At 51.0% G+C, this 15355-nt stretch carries 17 protein-coding genes; 6 read left to right on the top strand and 11 right to left on the bottom strand.

The genetic code is table 11. The annotated features are described in order from the left end of the window. Positions 1-4: 4 nt before the first annotated feature. The 10 genes from ycjR to pspA all read right to left on the bottom strand — a co-directional run bounded on the left by ycjR (position 5) and on the right by pspA (position 8352). Positions 5-793 (bottom strand): 3-dehydro-D-guloside 4-epimerase, encoded by a 789-nt coding sequence (ycjR, locus tag OGV52_RS20715; RefSeq protein WP_016156634.1) that lies wholly within the window; start codon positions 791-793, stop codon positions 5-7. Between the two features lie 16 nt (positions 794-809). After that, positions 810-1862: a D-guloside 3-dehydrogenase gene (ycjQ, locus tag OGV52_RS20710; protein WP_016153224.1), complete on the bottom strand. Its 1053-nt coding sequence runs from the start codon at positions 1860-1862 to the stop codon at positions 810-812. 27 nt (positions 1863-1889) lie between these two features. Then, positions 1890-2732 carry a carbohydrate ABC transporter permease gene (locus OGV52_RS20705; RefSeq protein WP_003020474.1) on the bottom strand — a complete coding sequence of 281 codons (843 nt, stop codon included), beginning with the start codon at positions 2730-2732 and terminating at the stop codon, positions 1890-1892. Continuing rightward, on the bottom strand, positions 2719-3600 hold the full coding sequence (locus OGV52_RS20700) for a carbohydrate ABC transporter permease (protein ID WP_287109080.1): 882 nt from the start codon (positions 3598-3600) through the stop codon (positions 2719-2721). Before OGV52_RS20700 ends, OGV52_RS20705 begins: the two co-directional genes overlap by 14 nt. Before the next feature lie 20 nt (positions 3601-3620). Beyond that, a complete protein-coding gene (locus OGV52_RS20695; protein ID WP_235116848.1) occupies positions 3621-4913 on the bottom strand; it encodes an ABC transporter substrate-binding protein in 1293 nt (430 codons plus the stop codon). 16 nt (positions 4914-4929) lie between these two features. After that, the gene (locus OGV52_RS20690) at positions 4930-6636 is read right to left on the bottom strand and encodes a sugar phosphorylase (RefSeq protein ID WP_265325459.1); all 1707 of its coding nucleotides are present in this window, start codon (positions 6634-6636) and stop codon (positions 4930-4932) included. 164 nt (positions 6637-6800) lie between these two features. Then, positions 6801-7031: a phage shock protein PspD gene (gene pspD, locus OGV52_RS20685; protein WP_047500373.1), complete on the bottom strand. Its 231-nt coding sequence runs from the start codon at positions 7029-7031 to the stop codon at positions 6801-6803. Between the two features lie 14 nt (positions 7032-7045). Then, positions 7046-7405 (bottom strand): envelope stress response membrane protein PspC, encoded by a 360-nt coding sequence (gene pspC, locus OGV52_RS20680; RefSeq protein ID WP_003020497.1) that lies wholly within the window; start codon positions 7403-7405, stop codon positions 7046-7048. Continuing rightward, positions 7405-7629 carry an envelope stress response membrane protein PspB gene (pspB, locus tag OGV52_RS20675; RefSeq protein WP_016153227.1) on the bottom strand — a complete coding sequence of 75 codons (225 nt, stop codon included), beginning with the start codon at positions 7627-7629 and terminating at the stop codon, positions 7405-7407. The genes pspC and pspB overlap by 1 nt, the downstream gene beginning before the upstream one ends. Before the next feature lie 54 nt (positions 7630-7683). Continuing rightward, positions 7684-8352 (bottom strand): phage shock protein PspA, encoded by a 669-nt coding sequence (gene pspA / locus OGV52_RS20670; RefSeq protein WP_016153228.1) that lies wholly within the window; start codon positions 8350-8352, stop codon positions 7684-7686. A gap of 155 nt (positions 8353-8507) precedes the next feature. Between pspA and pspF the strand changes: the two genes are divergently transcribed. Both pspF and OGV52_RS20660 read left to right on the top strand, forming a co-directional pair. Next, positions 8508-9497 carry a phage shock protein operon transcriptional activator gene (pspF, locus tag OGV52_RS20665; RefSeq protein WP_287109076.1) on the top strand — a complete coding sequence of 330 codons (990 nt, stop codon included), beginning with the start codon at positions 8508-8510 and terminating at the stop codon, positions 9495-9497. Between the two features lie 93 nt (positions 9498-9590). Then, positions 9591-10235 (top strand): quinolone resistance pentapeptide repeat protein QnrB10, encoded by a 645-nt coding sequence (locus OGV52_RS20660; protein ID WP_032492467.1) that lies wholly within the window; start codon positions 9591-9593, stop codon positions 10233-10235. An 8-nt stretch (positions 10236-10243) separates the two neighbouring features. Here OGV52_RS20660 and OGV52_RS20655 read toward each other — a convergent pair whose 3' ends face one another. Next, on the bottom strand, positions 10244-10567 hold the full coding sequence (locus OGV52_RS20655; protein WP_094761287.1) for a hypothetical protein: 324 nt from the start codon (positions 10565-10567) through the stop codon (positions 10244-10246). Positions 10568-10880: 313 nt separating this feature from the next. Here OGV52_RS20655 and sapA point away from each other — a divergent pair, with 313 nt between their 5' ends. The 4 genes from sapA to sapD are packed head-to-tail and all read left to right on the top strand — an operon-like array spanning position 10881 to position 15355. Continuing rightward, positions 10881-12524, top strand: coding sequence for an ABC transporter substrate-binding protein SapA (gene sapA, locus OGV52_RS20650; RefSeq protein ID WP_287109075.1), 1644 nt, complete (start codon positions 10881-10883; stop codon positions 12522-12524). Beyond that, positions 12521-13486, top strand: a complete 966-nt coding sequence (sapB, locus tag OGV52_RS20645; RefSeq protein ID WP_003020545.1) for a peptide ABC transporter permease SapB — start codon at positions 12521-12523, stop codon at positions 13484-13486. The genes sapA and sapB overlap by 4 nt, the downstream gene beginning before the upstream one ends. Further along, the gene (sapC, locus tag OGV52_RS20640) at positions 13473-14363 is read left to right on the top strand and encodes a peptide ABC transporter permease SapC (protein ID WP_191221095.1); all 891 of its coding nucleotides are present in this window, start codon (positions 13473-13475) and stop codon (positions 14361-14363) included. The genes sapB and sapC overlap by 14 nt, the downstream gene beginning before the upstream one ends. Then, on the top strand, positions 14363-15355 hold the full coding sequence (sapD, locus tag OGV52_RS20635; RefSeq protein WP_016153234.1) for a peptide ABC transporter ATP-binding protein SapD: 993 nt from the start codon (positions 14363-14365) through the stop codon (positions 15353-15355). The genes sapC and sapD overlap by 1 nt, the downstream gene beginning before the upstream one ends.

Below are 15355 nucleotides of genomic sequence, written 5' to 3'. Positions count from 1 at the left end.
CCTCTTAGCAGGTACGCAGCCAGGCCAGTGACTGACGGTACGCTTCCGGCAGGTTCTCTGCCCGTACACGCCCTTCGTACACGACGTAACCCTGATAATTATCTTCACGCAACTGGTCAAACAGCGCAGTGAAATCCAGCGTACCGCTCCCCGGCTGATAACGGTGGTTATCCGCAATATGGACGTGTCCCAGCAGATCGCGATTGTCATGCAGCGCCTGAGCCATATCGTCTTCTTCGATATTCATATGGTAAAAATCACCAATGATTTGCACATGCTTCAGGTTGTTTTCCACGATATAGCGACGGGCATCCGCCAGGGTGTTGATCATATGATCCTGATAGCGATTAAGCGGCTCCAGATACACCACCGTCCCCGTACGCTCGGCAACTTTATCGAGATAAATCAATGAATCACTTACTGCTTTACGATCGCCTGCCAGGCTGCGCGGAGAGGTCATCGGCGGTAAGCGGAAGGTAAACATGCCCCATGCAGCGGGTACAATAATGCCCTGCCCACCGACTTCGGCCAGCGCTTCGAGAATGCGGGTAATCTGCTGTAAGCCATTCAAACGACGCTCTTCGATAAAATCACCGATCCAACCGTCATATCCTCCACAGGCGGTGGTGACGGGCAGGCCTGTTTCTTTGATTGCTGCTTTCACTTCTGCCAGGTTGTTAACCAGCAGCTTGCCGTCAATTTCAAAACCGTCAAACCCCATCTCTTTGATGTAACGGAATTTCTCGAGAATATTTTCCGGAAAAAAAGCCTGGTTCTGTGTTCCAATTTTCATCTTCTGCATTCCTTAATTAAAACGTCACGCCCATTTTGATGCTCTTTTCCGGATGGCGATCGACATACTGCATATAGCTTTCCGGGCTGCTGGCAAATGTTACTACCGGGTCAATAAGTTCTTCACAGTTCAGGTAACCGTTCATCAACAGTTCCCAACAGGTCTCCTCAATACGCTTGCGGCTCCAGCGCGGATAATCCGGATTTGGCTCACTGCAGGCACGAGAGAAGACAATTTTGGCGTTGTTGAAGTGCGCTTCACGCCCCAGGTTGAAGCCTTCAGCAAAAGGTTTCGCGAAAGCGACATAGGAGATGGTTCCACCATAGGCCAGACCGCGTAACGCCGATTGCAACGCATCCGCATAGCCGCTGGTTTCGATAATTACATCCGCGCCCTGCTTGCCGGTCAGCTTCTTAATTTCCATGCCGACATCGGTGCCAATAGGATTCAGACAGAAATCCGCGCCATGACGACGCGCGATATCGCAACGATGAGCAATCGGATCCACGCCAATGACCACCGAGGCTCCCGCTTTCTTAGCCAGTTGGACGGCAATCTGGCCAATCGCCCCTAAGCCGACGATGACAACAAAATCGCCGACACGCACATTGGCGTCGCGCACGCCACTCATGGCGAACTGTGCCGGGTCATAGCACACGGCATTTTTCCACGAACTACCTTCCGGCATTTTGCGCAGTTTGTAGTTGTTTACCGCATTAAAGAAAACCGTTTCTGCCAGTGGGCCGTAGCCGCAAACTGAATCGCCAACGGCGTATTCGGTCACATCGCTGCCACACTCAATAACATCGCCCACCACCATGTTGCCAAGCTGGAACTTGCCGAATTCAATCCCGCGCGGCGCCCCTTCAGGACGCGGCATGAACATTTGCCATTCGCCGTTGAAATCTTCGTCAATAAACGGACTGGCAGCGCGAAAATCGACCACTTCCGTGCCATGTTTTGGCGCACCAAAGCGAACGCGAACTTTCACTTCATTGGCGGATACAGCTCTGTCTTCATATTCCACCAGCGCCGCAACACGCGGTTCTGTGGCAACTAACTTCTTCATTTACAACTCCTTAATTAAACTGGCCGCTTAGCCTTTCACGCCGCCTGCGGTCAAACCACTTTTAATAAAACGTTCGGAAAGCGCATACATAATGACAACCGGCAATGCGGTGACTAACGATGCCGCCATCATGCGTCCCCAGATATAGTCAGGCGTACTGAACAGCGCGTTCAGACCGACCGGTAAGGTAAAATTGCTGGCGCTGGAGAGGAAAATCGAGGCAAACAGATAGTCATTCCACGCCACCATAAAGCAGTACACAAAGACCGAAACCAGACCGGACATCGCCAACGGCACGGTAATGCGAAAGATGATCTGCAGACGGTTCAATCCATCCATCATCGCGGCTTCTTCTATTTCATCCGGAATGGTGTCGAAGTAGCTTTTCAGCATGAACACCGCGGTCGGCAGCGTCTGGGTGACCATGGTGATAATCAACGCCATTTCGGTGTCATAGATGCCAAGTGCCGTAATGATTTTGAATAGCGGCACCACCAGCAGGATCCCCGAAAACATGTACACCGTGTAAAAGCTGGCATTGATGGTCATTCGCCCTTTAAAACGCAGGCGGGAAAGCGCATACGCTCCGAGCACGCCGAGAAACACCGCCACCACCGAAGAAGTGACCGATACCACCAGGCTATTACGGAAGTAGTCAACAAACGGGAAAATCATCGGGTTGAAGATGTCGATGTAATGTTCCAGCGTCCATTGCTGCGGTAACAGCGTCGGATGTAGCGAGATCGCCTCTTTGGCGCTTTTAAATGAGGTCATCAGCATCACAAAAAATGGGAATAGCGTGATGCCCAGGAAGACAATTAATCCACAGTAAAAGCCGATGCGGCCAAGTGTGCGCTTATTTGTTGCCATTGAGGTTCACCCGTTTTCTGGTCAGCAGGATAACAGCGAAAATAATGACGAAGAGGACGACAGAAATAGCGGCCGCTTTGCCTAAGTCGTTAAATGCAAACGCTGTTTTATAGAGATAGACCCCGAGAATATCGACTTTAGTGGTCAGCAGATAAACATCGGCGAACATGTAAAACATCCAGATCGTGCGCAGTGTGACCACGGTTGCCAGCACCGGCATAATCGCTGGCAGCGTGACGATACGAAACCGTTGCCAGGCATTCGCGCCGTCCATTTCTGCCGCCTCATACAACGATTTATCAATCGTCTGTAAAATCGCCAGAAACGAGATAAAGGCATACGGAAAGTAGCGCCAGATGGCGAACAGCACGACCAGCGCGAAGCTGCTGCCGGGATTGTCGAACCACAGCGGCGCCTGATCATAGAGATGCAACAGATCCACGCCGAGGTAGTTCACAATGCCGTAGCCGTTGTTGAACATGTATTTCCAGGCAAACACCAGCGAAATTGATGGCGTCACGTAAGAGAGGATGACCAGTGAGCGCGCCGTTTTCCGCAGACGAAACTCACGGTTAAAAAACATCGCCACGCCCAGCCCCAGTACCGTGCTTCCTGCCACAACCAGCGCGGTATACCAGACCGTCATGCACAGCGAATGCCAGAATCCGGGATCGGATAAGATACGGATATAGTTGCTCAACCCGACAAACGTAGACTCAATTTGCGGATTCAGCGGCAGTCGCATAAAGCTGATTTCGATGTTAGATATCATCGGCCACGCCACTAAACCGCCCAGCAACAGCAAGCTGGGCGCCAGCAGCAGCATGGCGAATGGCATATCAGATCGACCTGAAAAGAACTTATTCATCACGGCTTTCCATTTCCCCATTAGCGCTGTTCAACGAGGTCATCCAGTTTTTTCTGGCTCGCTTCAATCGTGGTGACGAGGTCGGCTTTGCCTACCGTCACGTTGTGCACCATTGAGCTCACAACACCGGAGCCTGTGACGTCGCCCATGCGGGTGAAGTTCTTATCGCCGACGGCACCAAACACCTGGATATTCGGCAGTTCGGCAATCAGCTGATCGGGTAATTCACCCAGCGCTTTGATGACAGTGTTATCTTTCCACGTCGGGGTATTCACCACTGTTTTGTTGACCGGCAGCGCCGCCCCTGGCGACATCATGACCCAGTCCGCGATGTTGTCGGCCTGCTCCATAAAGGTGACAAATTTCTCTGCCGCTTCTGTCTCTTCAGACTTTTGACCCGCGGTAATGGTTAACGACGTCAGCATGCCGTAAACAGCGGAGTTTTTTTCCGTCGGCACCATAAAGCCCACATTTTTAGGGTCACCCTCTTTAATCACCGCCGGGAGGATATAGGTGGAATAAATCGCCATCGGCGCCGTGCCGTTCATGAACGCGTCTTTGACTTCCATGATGTCGTTTGAGCCCGGCATGGTGTTCATTGCCAATTGGCGGTAATACTGCAGCGCCTGCGCCATTTCAGGTGTGTTGAGCGTTATCTTTCCTTGCGCATCAAAAACGTTGGCCTGGTTTGAGAGCGCGAACTGAGAAAATGACTGTTCGGTCAAAACGCTTTCCGCCGTGGGCAGCGCAATACCATATTTCTTACTACCAGGATTGTTTAGCTTCTGCGCCACGCTCAGCAGTTGTTGCCAGTCTTTTGGCTCTTCCAGCCCAGCTTTTGCCAGCACATCTTTGCGATACCAGATCCCGCCAATCCAGGCGCTAACCGGAACCCCGGTCCAGGCAGTACCGTCTTCAGTACGCACAATACGCAGCACGCCATCATAAAAAGTACCTTCACCTACGGCGTTGATGACCTGCGCTACGGCTTTACGATCGATAAGTGATTCTTTATCCATAACTTTCGCGTAGTCATGGCTGGTTTCAATGACTTCAGGCAGTGAACCGCTCCGCGCCAGGGTGATGACCTTGGTGTTGTACGCATCTTCTTCTACAGGAACCTGTTTGACACTGATCCCCGGGTTCTCTTTTTCAAAACGCTCAATCAGTTTTGCAATAACCGCCTGCCGCTCCTGTTCAACAGAAGAGTGCATAAATTCAATCGCAACAGAGGACGTTTTATCATCCTTACACCCGGAAACCAGGGCGCAGGAAACCAGTGCTGAAATCAGCACAATTTTAGTTTTAAGCATGAAATGTTCCTTTTTATTACTTAACCCACATGACCTGCCAGGCGTTCAACGTTAATTCTTTACCTGAAATAGTTTTACCGCTAATCAAATCAAATCCATTTTCAACATCAATACTAATGGTTTGCGTATGACCGCTGACATTAAATAATCCGGTAATTTTTTCGCCTGTTTCCGCCGTACGTTTAATTTGCATTACAGCCGGTGTAACACTGCTAATCTGAAAATCACTATCAGGGTGAAATGCTTTATTACTACGACGTATTACAATTAATCGGGATAATTCATGATAAATAGCGTGGCGCAAACTGGTTTCATCTGCCAGCTCCGTTTCGATTTGGCTTATTTGATATTTTTTGCGGTTGATCGCGCGGTTATAACCTAGCGCCTCAACACCTTTATAATCATTGCGTGACCCAAGAATGCTTTGAACGTAAACCGCAGGTACACCCGGAAAACTCAGCAAAATGGCATGTGCGAGAATAAAGCGGGAAAAACGTTCGGCATCACTACAATTGCCTGGCGTTAGTGCGTCCATATATGTCACGTTAATTTCATACGGACTGCGACTACCATCAGGGTTATTTTTCCAGTTAACCAGCGCGCCTTCCTGTTGTAATTCCGTCACCAGGCGCACGATCTCGTCTTCAGGTAACAAACCACGTAATGGGTTGAGACCAATACCGTCATGCGATGCGAGGAAATTAAACCAGGTGGTCTCACTGGACGGCAGTTCCAGTGATTGCGCCCACTGGCACAAGGTTGAGGTATCCTGGCGTTGTACCGCATGCAGCACCAGCGGCGGTAACGAGAACTGGTACACCATATGCGCTTCATCACGGCCATTTCCGTAGTAGGACACATTATCCTTATGCGGAACGTTTGTTTCAGTAATAATCGCCGTACCAGGCGCCACGCAGTCAGCAATAGCGCGGAATAGTTTGATAAGCTGATGCGTTTTTTCCAGGTGAATACAGGTCGTTCCTGGCTCTTTCCACATAAAGCCAACCGCATCCAGGCGGACATAATCAGCGCCCTGCTCAAGATAACTCAATAGCACATCGACCATCGCCAGTAACACTATCGGGTTGGCATAGTTGAGATCGATCTGGTCGTCGCTGAACGTCGTCCATAAATAGCGTACGGTGTTATCTTTCAGCGTAAAAGGCGTCAGTAACGGTAATGCGCGTGGACGCGTTACGTTGCTCAGGTCCGTATCAGGATCCATCGCAATAAAGAAATCTTCATAACCGTCAAGCTGTTGCAAATAGTTATTAAACCATTCGCTTTTCGCTGACATATGGTTACAAACAAAATCAAACATCAGTCGACTGGATTTACCCAATTGCTTAATATCATTCCAGTCACCGGTTTCTTCGGCAACCTGATGGTAATTAATTACGGAAAAACCATCATCCGATGACCACGGATAAAACGGCAACAGATGCACATGAGAAAATGTCGACTTAAGCCATTCATTATAAAACTGATTAAACATCGGCAGTGGTTTTTTGCCTGCCCCGTGGAATTGATCGGCGTAGGTAATAAGAACTACATCGCCCTCGTCCCAATGCGCTTTACGGATTTTTTTAATTAATCCCTGTGATTTCTCTAAACGTGCAATCAGCGCTTCATAGTGGCATGAAGTAAACGTATCACCATAAACTTCTGCCAGGCATTTTTGGATTTTTTGGTTCACCTTCAATTCTCGTGGTAGCGGTCCCATGAGTCATGAGACTACTCTGCGGGAAATAAGCTGTCAATCGGCTGAGGTGGCCAGGAGGGGGATAATAAAAGAATTTTGGCAGCCAAAAAATCGTATTTGTGAGCTGCCGCAAATTAACAGTGGGAATGTTGATTAATTGTTGCTTGCTTTTGCTGAATCGGATATCAGCGTTGATTACCTGAATAGCGTTTCGATAATTTTGCCGCTGCCCGACTCAAAACCGGCTCCAGGACCAACGCCAGCAGCATTTTAAGCGGGCGTCGGGCGACGGACTTCACCGCCCACCCTGCTACCCCCGCCGGGCCGTAACGAAGCGCAGTTAAAAGCACCAGCTTACCTGCTATTTTAAAGCCCGGCTTAACCCTTTGCCCGGCACGTTGCCAGCGATTGTTCATTTCTATTTCTATCCTCACAATTGGCGGAAACGGCTGCGCAATGAAAAGGTATCAGAGGTGACATAACGCTCCATTTCACGCAAACGCTTTTCACTTGCCGCCAGCTCGCGATCGACGGCATCTAACAGCTCGCCGCTTGATGGCTGCTGCTCACCGGAAACCACATTGTCCGGCATCGGGTCCAACACAAACGTCAGCACGATGTAAGCGACGAAGGTGAAAAAGGCCAGACCAAAAAAGACGGACAACACCACCAGGATCCGCACCAGCTTCACAGGCACATCGAGATAATGCGCTATACCTGCGCAAACTCCCTTCACCATGCCCTGCTGCGGAATACGCCACAGTTTTTTGTTCAGATTAACGCCTCCCATTAGCGGTCCCTCCAGTTTGGATGTTCAGCATCAAGGATGTCTTCCAGCGCCTGAATGCGCTCGCGCATCCGCTGTGCGTCATCGTTGAGTTCTACCAGACGTTGCTGTTCACTTTGCGCCAGTTCGCCACGACTGGAACGGTTGCTGTAATGCAGCCAGAGCCAAATCGGTAAAACGAACAACACAAAGATGGTTAATGGGATAGCCAGAAATAGCGCGCTCATGAGTACTCCTTACAGGTGATGAGCGGCGGCGCGTTCGGGCGCCGCCAGATGTTATTATTGCTTATCTTGCTGCATTTTGGCTTTAAGTTGCGCCAGCTGCTCGCTGATTTCATCATCTGCTTTCAGGTCAGCAAATTGCTGATCCAGAGACTGCTGTTTACCGAAGTTATGGCTTTCGGCCTCAGCTTCCATCTGATCGATACGACGCTCGAAAGATTCAAAGCGTGCCATCGCTTCATCCAGCTTACCGCTGTCCAGTTGACGACGAACATCACGCGAAGAGCTCGCAGCCTGATGGCGCAGCATCAATGCCTGCTGACGAGCACGGGTTTCACTGAGTTTATTTTCCAGCTCACCGATCTCTTTTTTCATTCGCGCCAGCGTATCGTCAACCAGCGTCACCTCATGCTCCAGAGAAGCAATCAGGTCAGTCAGTTTCTGTTTTTCGATTAAGGCAGAACGCGCCAAATCTTCTTTCTCTTTACGCAGCGCCAGCTCGGCTTTTTCTTGCCACTCTGCCTGTTGTGCGCTCGCCAGTTCGATACGGCGAGATAATTGTTTCTTTTCTGCCAGAGCGCGTGCGGAGTTTGAGCGCACCTCAACCAGCGTGTCTTCCATTTCCTGGATCATTAACCGCACCAGCTTCTGCGGATCTTCAGCCTTTTCCAGCAACGCATTAATGTTGGCGTTCACGATGTCGGCAAAACGAGAAAAAATACCCATAATGTAATCCTCACTTACTGTTCTGATATCGGGCTATGCCCTGCTGTTTTCGTAATGCACTTGGCGTGCCAACTTTTTAACTAATTGATTTTAATATAAATATCTAATTTTACCTGACGGGAGAATTAGGGTAAATTGGTGAATAACACTAACAAGTGGTGAATTTCATCATGGCAGGATACAAAGACAATATTCTGGGCGAAGCGAATAGCTTTATTGAAGTGCTGGAACAGGTTTCTCATCTGGCGCCGCTGGATAAACCTGTACTGGTTATCGGTGAGCGAGGTACGGGGAAAGAGCTTATTGCCAACCGCCTGCACTACCTCTCCAGCCGTTGGCAGGGCCCATTTATTTCGCTTAACTGCGCGGCCCTCAACGAGAACTTACTTGATTCCGAACTGTTTGGTCACGAAGCCGGTGCGTTTACCGGTGCGCAAAAACGCCATCCGGGACGTTTCGAACGCGCGGACGGCGGCACGCTGTTTCTTGATGAACTGGCGACCGCGCCAATGTTGGTACAGGAAAAACTGCTGCGCGTAATTGAGTATGGCGAGCTGGAACGCGTCGGCGGCAGCCAGCCCTTGCAGGTTAACGTGCGACTGGTCTGCGCGACCAATGCCGACCTGCCACGTATGGTCAGCGAAGGCACTTTCCGCGCGGACCTGCTGGATCGTCTGGCCTTTGACGTGGTGCAACTTCCCCCACTACGCGAGCGTCAAAGCGACATCATGTTAATGGCCGAACACTTTGCCATTCAGATGTGCCGCGAGATCGGGTTACCGCTTTTTCCGGGATTTAGCGCCGAGGCCAGAGAAACCCTCCTCCATTACCGTTGGCCGGGTAATATTCGTGAACTGAAAAACGTCGTGGAGCGCTCCGTTTACCGGCACGGTACCAGCGATTACCCGCTGGATGAGATTATCATTGACCCCTTCCGCCGCCACGTTGCGCAGCCACAGGCAGCACCACCAAAGCAGACATCTGTAGCATTACCGCTGGATCTGCGTGAATTCCAGCAGCAACAAGAGAAAGACTTTCTACAAACCAGTTTGCAGCAGGCGAAATTTAATCAGAAAAAAGCCGCTGAATTACTGGGCCTGACTTACCATCAGCTACGCGCGTTGCTTAAGAAACACCTGCTCTAATACGCATTTGCAGGTGTCATACTGGCGGGTTTGACGCACAACGTCATAAGGTTTACCATGGCGTCATTACTGTATAAAAACACAGACATAGATATGACTCTGGCATTAGTTGGCGAAAAAATTGACAGAAATCGCTTCACCGGTGAGAAAGTTGAAAATAGTACATTTTTTAACTGCGATTTTTCAGGTGCCGACCTGAGCGGCACTGAATTTATCGGCTGCCAGTTCTATGATCGCGAAAGTCAAAAAGGATGCAATTTTAGTCGCGCAATGCTGAAAGATGCCATTTTCAAAAGCTGTGATTTATCAATGGCAGATTTCCGCAACGTCAGCGCATTGGGTATTGAAATTCGCCACTGCCGCGCACAAGGCGCAGATTTCCGCGGTGCAAGCTTTATGAATATGATCACCACGCGCACCTGGTTTTGCAGCGCATATATCACTAATACTAATCTAAGCTACGCCAATTTTTCGAAAGTCGTGTTGGAAAAGTGTGAGCTATGGGAAAACCGCTGGATGGGGACTCAGGTACTGGGTGCGACGTTCAGTGGTTCAGATCTCTCCGGCGGCGAGTTTTCGACTTTCGACTGGCGAGCAGCAAACTTCACACATTGCGATCTGACTAATTCGGAGTTAGGTGACTTAGATATTCGGGGTGTTGATTTACAAGGCGTTAAGTTAGACAACTACCAGGCATCGTTGCTCATGGAGCGGCTTGGCATCGCTGTGATTGGTTAGCTCAGCGTTTACACCGGGAGATGCGTTTGACGATTTACTTTTAACCAGTACGACTCCTGGCAAGCATTGTGAAATGTTTTCTCCAGTGGACGAATATCCTGACCTGCCGCATCAACGACATGCCATCTAATGCTGCATTCTGGACAGGAATTTGATGAATATATAACCAATTCATTTTCGCGAGAACAACGAATAACCACTCCCGAATCATGAAGCCATGTCTTATTTATAATCTCAACTTCAGCCATGTCATCCCGTTTACTGACATCCTCAATACAAATAACATTTTTGCCTATTTTTATAGCATTGACGTAATCCGCTAAGTTGCTCATTTATTAAATATTCCCTTTGATTCGTACACTAACGCATTGTAATCGCTTATGCATTTTGTCACAGCGAGGAAACCGTAACAAATTACGCCAACTGTCCACATCCTGCACCGCGTTTATAACGAGTCAGATGGGTCATGAAAATGCTAAGATAGTTAACAGAGTAAATTCAAAGTGGATAGCGGGTATGAAGGGTGACCCTGTCGCGATGTTGAATTCGCGGTTATCACCTGTGCGGCCCCCAAACACAAACGGTAATGGCAAATGTCATTAAATATTAGTAAGATAGCCTCTTTATTTATAATCCTTTAAAATTATGCGCCTGGTTTTATCATCTCTGATCGTGATGGCTGGATTTCTGAGTGGTCAGGCTGCTGCCGCGCCTGAACAGGCTTCGTATGCTGATATTCGTGACAGCGGCTTTGTCTATTGCGTTAGCGGGCAGGTCAATACGTTCAACCCGCAAAAAGCGAGCAGCGGTCTTATCGTCGACACCCTGGCAGCCCAGCTGTATGACCGACTGCTCGATGTCGATCCGTACACCTATCGACTGGTGCCTGAGCTGGCTGAAAGCTGGGAGGTGCTGGATAACGGCGCAACCTACCGCTTCCATCTGCGTCGTGACGTCCAGTTTCAGAAGACGGCCTGGTTCACCCCCACTCGCAAACTGAATGCGGACGACGTGGTGTTTACCTTCGAGCGCATCTTTGATCGCCAGCATCCGTGGCACAATGTAAACGGTAGCAGTTTCCCCTACTTCGACAGCCTACAGTTCGCCGATAACGTCCAAAGCGTACGCAAGCTGGACAACAACACCATTGAGTTCCGCTTAACTCAGCCCGACGCCTCCTTCATGTGGCACCTCGCCACGCATTATGCCTCCGTGATGTCAGCAGAATATGCGGCTAAATTGGCAAAACAGGATCGTCAGGAGCTGCTCGACAGACAACCCGTCGGCACCGGACCGTACCAGCTTTCGGAGAATCGCGCAGGGCAATATGTTCGACTGCAGCGCCATGAAAAATTCTGGCGTGGTACTCCTCTGATGCCGCAGGTGGTTGTGGACCTCGGCTCTGGCGGCACCGGACGTCTATCAAAACTCCTGACCGGTGAGTGTGATGTTCTGGCCTGGCCTGCCGCCAGTCAGCTCAGCATTTTGCGTGATGACCCGCGCCTGCGTCTGACCCTGCGCCCGGGGATGAACATCGCCTATCTGGCATTCAACACCAATAAACCACCGATGGATAATCCCGCCGTGCGGCATGCGCTGGCGCTGGCCATCAATAACCAACGGCTGATGCAGTCCATCTACTACGGGACGGCGGAAACCGCAGCATCTATTTTGCCTCGCGCCTCGTGGGCTTATGACAACGAAGCTAAAATTACAGAGTACAATCCGGCAAAATCGCGCGAGCAGTTAAAAGCACTGGGGCTGGAGAACCTGACATTACAGCTTTGGGTACCCACCAGTTCTCAGGCCTGGAACCCCAGTCCACTGAAAACCGCCGAGCTGATTCAGGCTGACATGGCTCAGGTGGGTGTGAAAGTTAAAATCATTCCGGTAGAAGGTCGTTTTCAGGAGGCGCGATTAATGGATATGAACCATGATCTAACGTTATCCGGTTGGGCGACGGACAGTAACGATCCTGACAGTTTTTTCCGACCGTTGCTAAGCTGCGCCGCCATCAACTCGCAGACTAACTTCGCCCACTGGTGTAATCCGGAATTTGACAGCGTTCTGCGCAAGGCCCTCTCTTCGCAGCAACTCTCATCGCGAATTGATGCCTATGACGAAGCGCAAAATATTCTCGCGAAAGAGTTACCGATCCTGCCGCTGGCCTCTTCACTGCGTCTACAGGCTTATCGTTACGATATCAAAGGACTGGTGCTGAGTCCGTTCGGCAATGCATCTTTTGCCGGGGTTTCCAGGGAAAAGAAAGATGAGGTGAAAAAGCCATGATTATCTTCACCCTGCGTCGTTTTTTATTGCTGCTGGTCACCCTCTTCTTCCTGACCTTTATTGGATTCAGCCTGAGCTACTTCACGCCTCATGCGCCGTTACAGGGTGCATCGCTGTGGAACGCCTGGGTATTCTGGTTCAATGGCCTCATTCACTGGGATTTTGGTGTATCCAGTATTAACGGCCAGTTGATTTCAGAACAGTTGAAGGAGGTGTTCCCGGCGACGATGGAACTGTGCATTCTGGCCTTTGGTTTTGCGCTGATGGTTGGGATCCCCGTTGGTATGCTGGCAGGGATCACGCGGAACAAATGGCAGGACCGCTGCATCAGCGCCTTAGCGTTGATGGGCTTTTCCATTCCGGTTTTTTGGCTGGCGCTGTTACTGACGTTGCTCTTCTCATTGACTCTCGGCTGGCTTCCCGTTTCGGGACGCTTTGATCTTCTCTATGAAGTGAAGCCCGTTACCGGATTTGCCATTATTGATGCGTGGATCTCCGACTCGCCCTGGCGCGATGAAATGCTGGTCAGCGCAATCCGTCACATGGTGCTTCCGGTGTTGACGCTTTCCGTCGCCCCTACCACGGAAGTTATTCGCCTGATGCGAATCAGCACCATTGAGGTCTTTGATCAAAACTATGTTAAAGCGGCCGCCACGCGCGGTCTGTCACGCTTAACCATTCTGCGCCGTCACGTTCTGCACAACGCCCTTCCGCCGGTGATCCCGCGTCTGGGCTTACAGTTTTCCACCATGCTGACGCTGGCGATGATCACCGAGATGGTCTTTAGCTGGCCAGGTCTTGGCCGTTGGCTGATTAACGCAATTCGCCAGCAGGATTACGCGGCAATTTCGGCGGGCGTCATGGTGATTGGCTCACTGGTTATCATCGTTAACGTCATCTCTGATATTTTGGGTGCTATGGCTAACCCTCTGAAACATAAGGAATGGTATGCCTTACGATAGCGTCTACAGCGAAAAGCGCCCGCCTGGTACGCTGCGCACCGCATGGCGCAATTTTTACGGCGATGCGACTGCGATGATCGGCCTGTATGGCTGCGCAGGATTGGCGATTCTGTGTATTTTTGGTGGTTGGTTTGCCCCTTATGGCATCGACCAGCAATTTCTCGGCTATCAGCTTTTACCGCCGTCATGGTCGCGCTATGGCGAAGTCTCATTTTTCCTCGGAACTGACGATCTCGGGCGTGACGTGCTAAGTCGCCTGCTCAGCGGCGCGGCCCCGACCGTTGGCGGCGCGTTTGTCGTCACCCTCGCCGCCACACTATGTGGCCTGTTCCTGGGCGTGGTTGCCGGCGCGACGCACGGTTTACGCTCCGCGGTGCTGAACCACATTCTGGACACCCTGCTCTCGATCCCTTCGCTGCTGTTGGCGATTATTGTGGTAGCCTTTGCCGGACCGCATCTGACACACGCGATGTTTGCCGTCTGGCTGGCGCTGCTGCCGCGCATGGTACGCTCCGTCTACAGCATGGTGCATGACGAGCTGGAAAAAGAGTACGTTATCGCCGCTCGCCTGGACGGCGCAACCACGCTCAATATCCTGTGGTTCGCCGTTCTGCCCAATATTACCGCCGGACTTATCACTGAAATCACCCGTGCGCTGTCGATGGCGATTCTGGACATCGCCGCGCTGGGTTTTCTCGACCTTGGCGCACAGTTGCCGTCACCAGAATGGGGAGCCATGCTTGGCGACGCGCTGGAGCTGATTTATGTCGCACCGTGGACGGTTATGCTGCCAGGTGCGGCGATTATGATAAGCGTGCTGCTGGTTAACCTGCTGGGTGATGGCGTGCGCCGGGCAATTATTGCGGGGGTGGAATAATGCCATTACTGGATATCCGCAACCTGACCATTGAATTCAGAACCGGCGACGACTGGGTGAAGGCGGTTGACCGCGTCAGCATGACCCTCAATGAAGGTGAAATCCGCGGACTGGTTGGCGAGTCTGGATCGGGCAAGAGCCTGATCGCCAAGGCCATTTGCGGCGTCGCTAAAGATAACTGGCGCGTAACCGCAGACCGCATGCGCTTTGATGATATCGATCTGTTGCGCCTTTCAGCGCGTGAACGACGCAAGCTGGTCGGCCATAACGTTTCCATGATCTTTCAGGAACCGCAATCGTGTCTCGATCCGTCTGAGCGCATTGGACGACAACTGATGCAAAATATTCCGGCATGGACTTATAAAGGCCGCTGGTGGCAGCGTATCGGCTGGCGTAAACGCCGCGCGATTGAACTCCTGCACCGCGTCGGGATAAAAGATCATAAAGATGCGATGCGCAGCTTCCCGTATGAGCTGACCGACGGCGAATGCCAGAAGGTGATGATCGCAATCGCCCTGGCTAATCAGCCGCGTTTACTGATTGCCGACGAACCAACGAACGCGATGGAGCCAACCACTCAGGCGCAAATTTTCCGCCTGCTGACCCGGCTGAACCAAAACAGCAATACCACCATTTTGTTGATCAGCCATGACCTGCAAATGCTCAGCCAGTGGGCTGACAAAATTAACGTGATGTACTGTGGGCAAACGGTGGAAACTGCGCCCAGTAAAGAGTTGGTGACTATTCCGCATCATCCTTATACCCAAGCGTTGATTCGCGCCATTCCTGATTTTGGTAGCGCAATGCCGCACAAAAGCCGCCTGAATACCATGCCAGGAGCCATTCCATTGCTGGAACAATTACCTATCGGCTGTCGTCTGGGACCGCGCTGCCCTTATGCTCAGCGCGAATGTATCGAAACCCCAAGACTGACCGGAGCAAAGAATCATCTCTACGCCTGTCATTTCCCGTTGAACATGGAGAGAGAGTGA

This window comes from Citrobacter sp. Cb041 (assembly GCF_030336655.1).
Classification (GTDB): domain Bacteria; phylum Pseudomonadota; class Gammaproteobacteria; order Enterobacterales; family Enterobacteriaceae; genus Citrobacter; species Citrobacter braakii.
This window is presented reverse-complemented; position numbering and strand designations above follow the sequence as displayed.

What these genes read in the sequence shown, in the direction of transcription:
- sapD (WP_016153234.1), top strand. Translation starts at nt 14,363, where the DNA reads ATGCCATTACTGGATATCCGCAACCTGACCATTGAATTCAGAACCGGC.
- sapA (WP_287109075.1), top strand. Translation starts at nt 10,881, where the DNA reads ATGCGCCTGGTTTTATCATCTCTGATCGTGATGGCTGGATTTCTGAGT.
- OGV52_RS20660 (WP_032492467.1), top strand. Translation starts at nt 9,591, where the DNA reads ATGACTCTGGCATTAGTTGGCGAAAAAATTGACAGAAATCGCTTCACC.
- OGV52_RS20705 (WP_003020474.1), bottom strand. Translation starts at nt 2,732, where the DNA reads ATGGCAACAAATAAGCGCACACTTGGCCGCATCGGCTTTTACTGTGGA.
- OGV52_RS20695 (WP_235116848.1), bottom strand. Translation starts at nt 4,913, where the DNA reads ATGCTTAAAACTAAAATTGTGCTGATTTCAGCACTGGTTTCCTGCGCC.
- OGV52_RS20690 (WP_265325459.1), bottom strand. Translation starts at nt 6,636, where the DNA reads ATGGGACCGCTACCACGAGAATTGAAGGTGAACCAAAAAATCCAAAAA.
- ycjQ (WP_016153224.1), bottom strand. Translation starts at nt 1,862, where the DNA reads ATGAAGAAGTTAGTTGCCACAGAACCGCGTGTTGCGGCGCTGGTGGAA.
- ycjR (WP_016156634.1), bottom strand. Translation starts at nt 793, where the DNA reads ATGAAAATTGGAACACAGAACCAGGCTTTTTTTCCGGAAAATATTCTC.
- pspC (WP_003020497.1), bottom strand. Translation starts at nt 7,405, where the DNA reads ATGGGAGGCGTTAATCTGAACAAAAAACTGTGGCGTATTCCGCAGCAG.
- pspD (WP_047500373.1), bottom strand. Translation starts at nt 7,031, where the DNA reads ATGAACAATCGCTGGCAACGTGCCGGGCAAAGGGTTAAGCCGGGCTTT.
- OGV52_RS20700 (WP_287109080.1), bottom strand. Translation starts at nt 3,600, where the DNA reads ATGAATAAGTTCTTTTCAGGTCGATCTGATATGCCATTCGCCATGCTG.
- OGV52_RS20655 (WP_094761287.1), bottom strand. Translation starts at nt 10,567, where the DNA reads ATGAGCAACTTAGCGGATTACGTCAATGCTATAAAAATAGGCAAAAAT.
- pspB (WP_016153227.1), bottom strand. Translation starts at nt 7,629, where the DNA reads ATGAGCGCGCTATTTCTGGCTATCCCATTAACCATCTTTGTGTTGTTC.
- pspA (WP_016153228.1), bottom strand. Translation starts at nt 8,352, where the DNA reads ATGGGTATTTTTTCTCGTTTTGCCGACATCGTGAACGCCAACATTAAT.
- sapC (WP_191221095.1), top strand. Translation starts at nt 13,473, where the DNA reads ATGCCTTACGATAGCGTCTACAGCGAAAAGCGCCCGCCTGGTACGCTG.
- sapB (WP_003020545.1), top strand. Translation starts at nt 12,521, where the DNA reads ATGATTATCTTCACCCTGCGTCGTTTTTTATTGCTGCTGGTCACCCTC.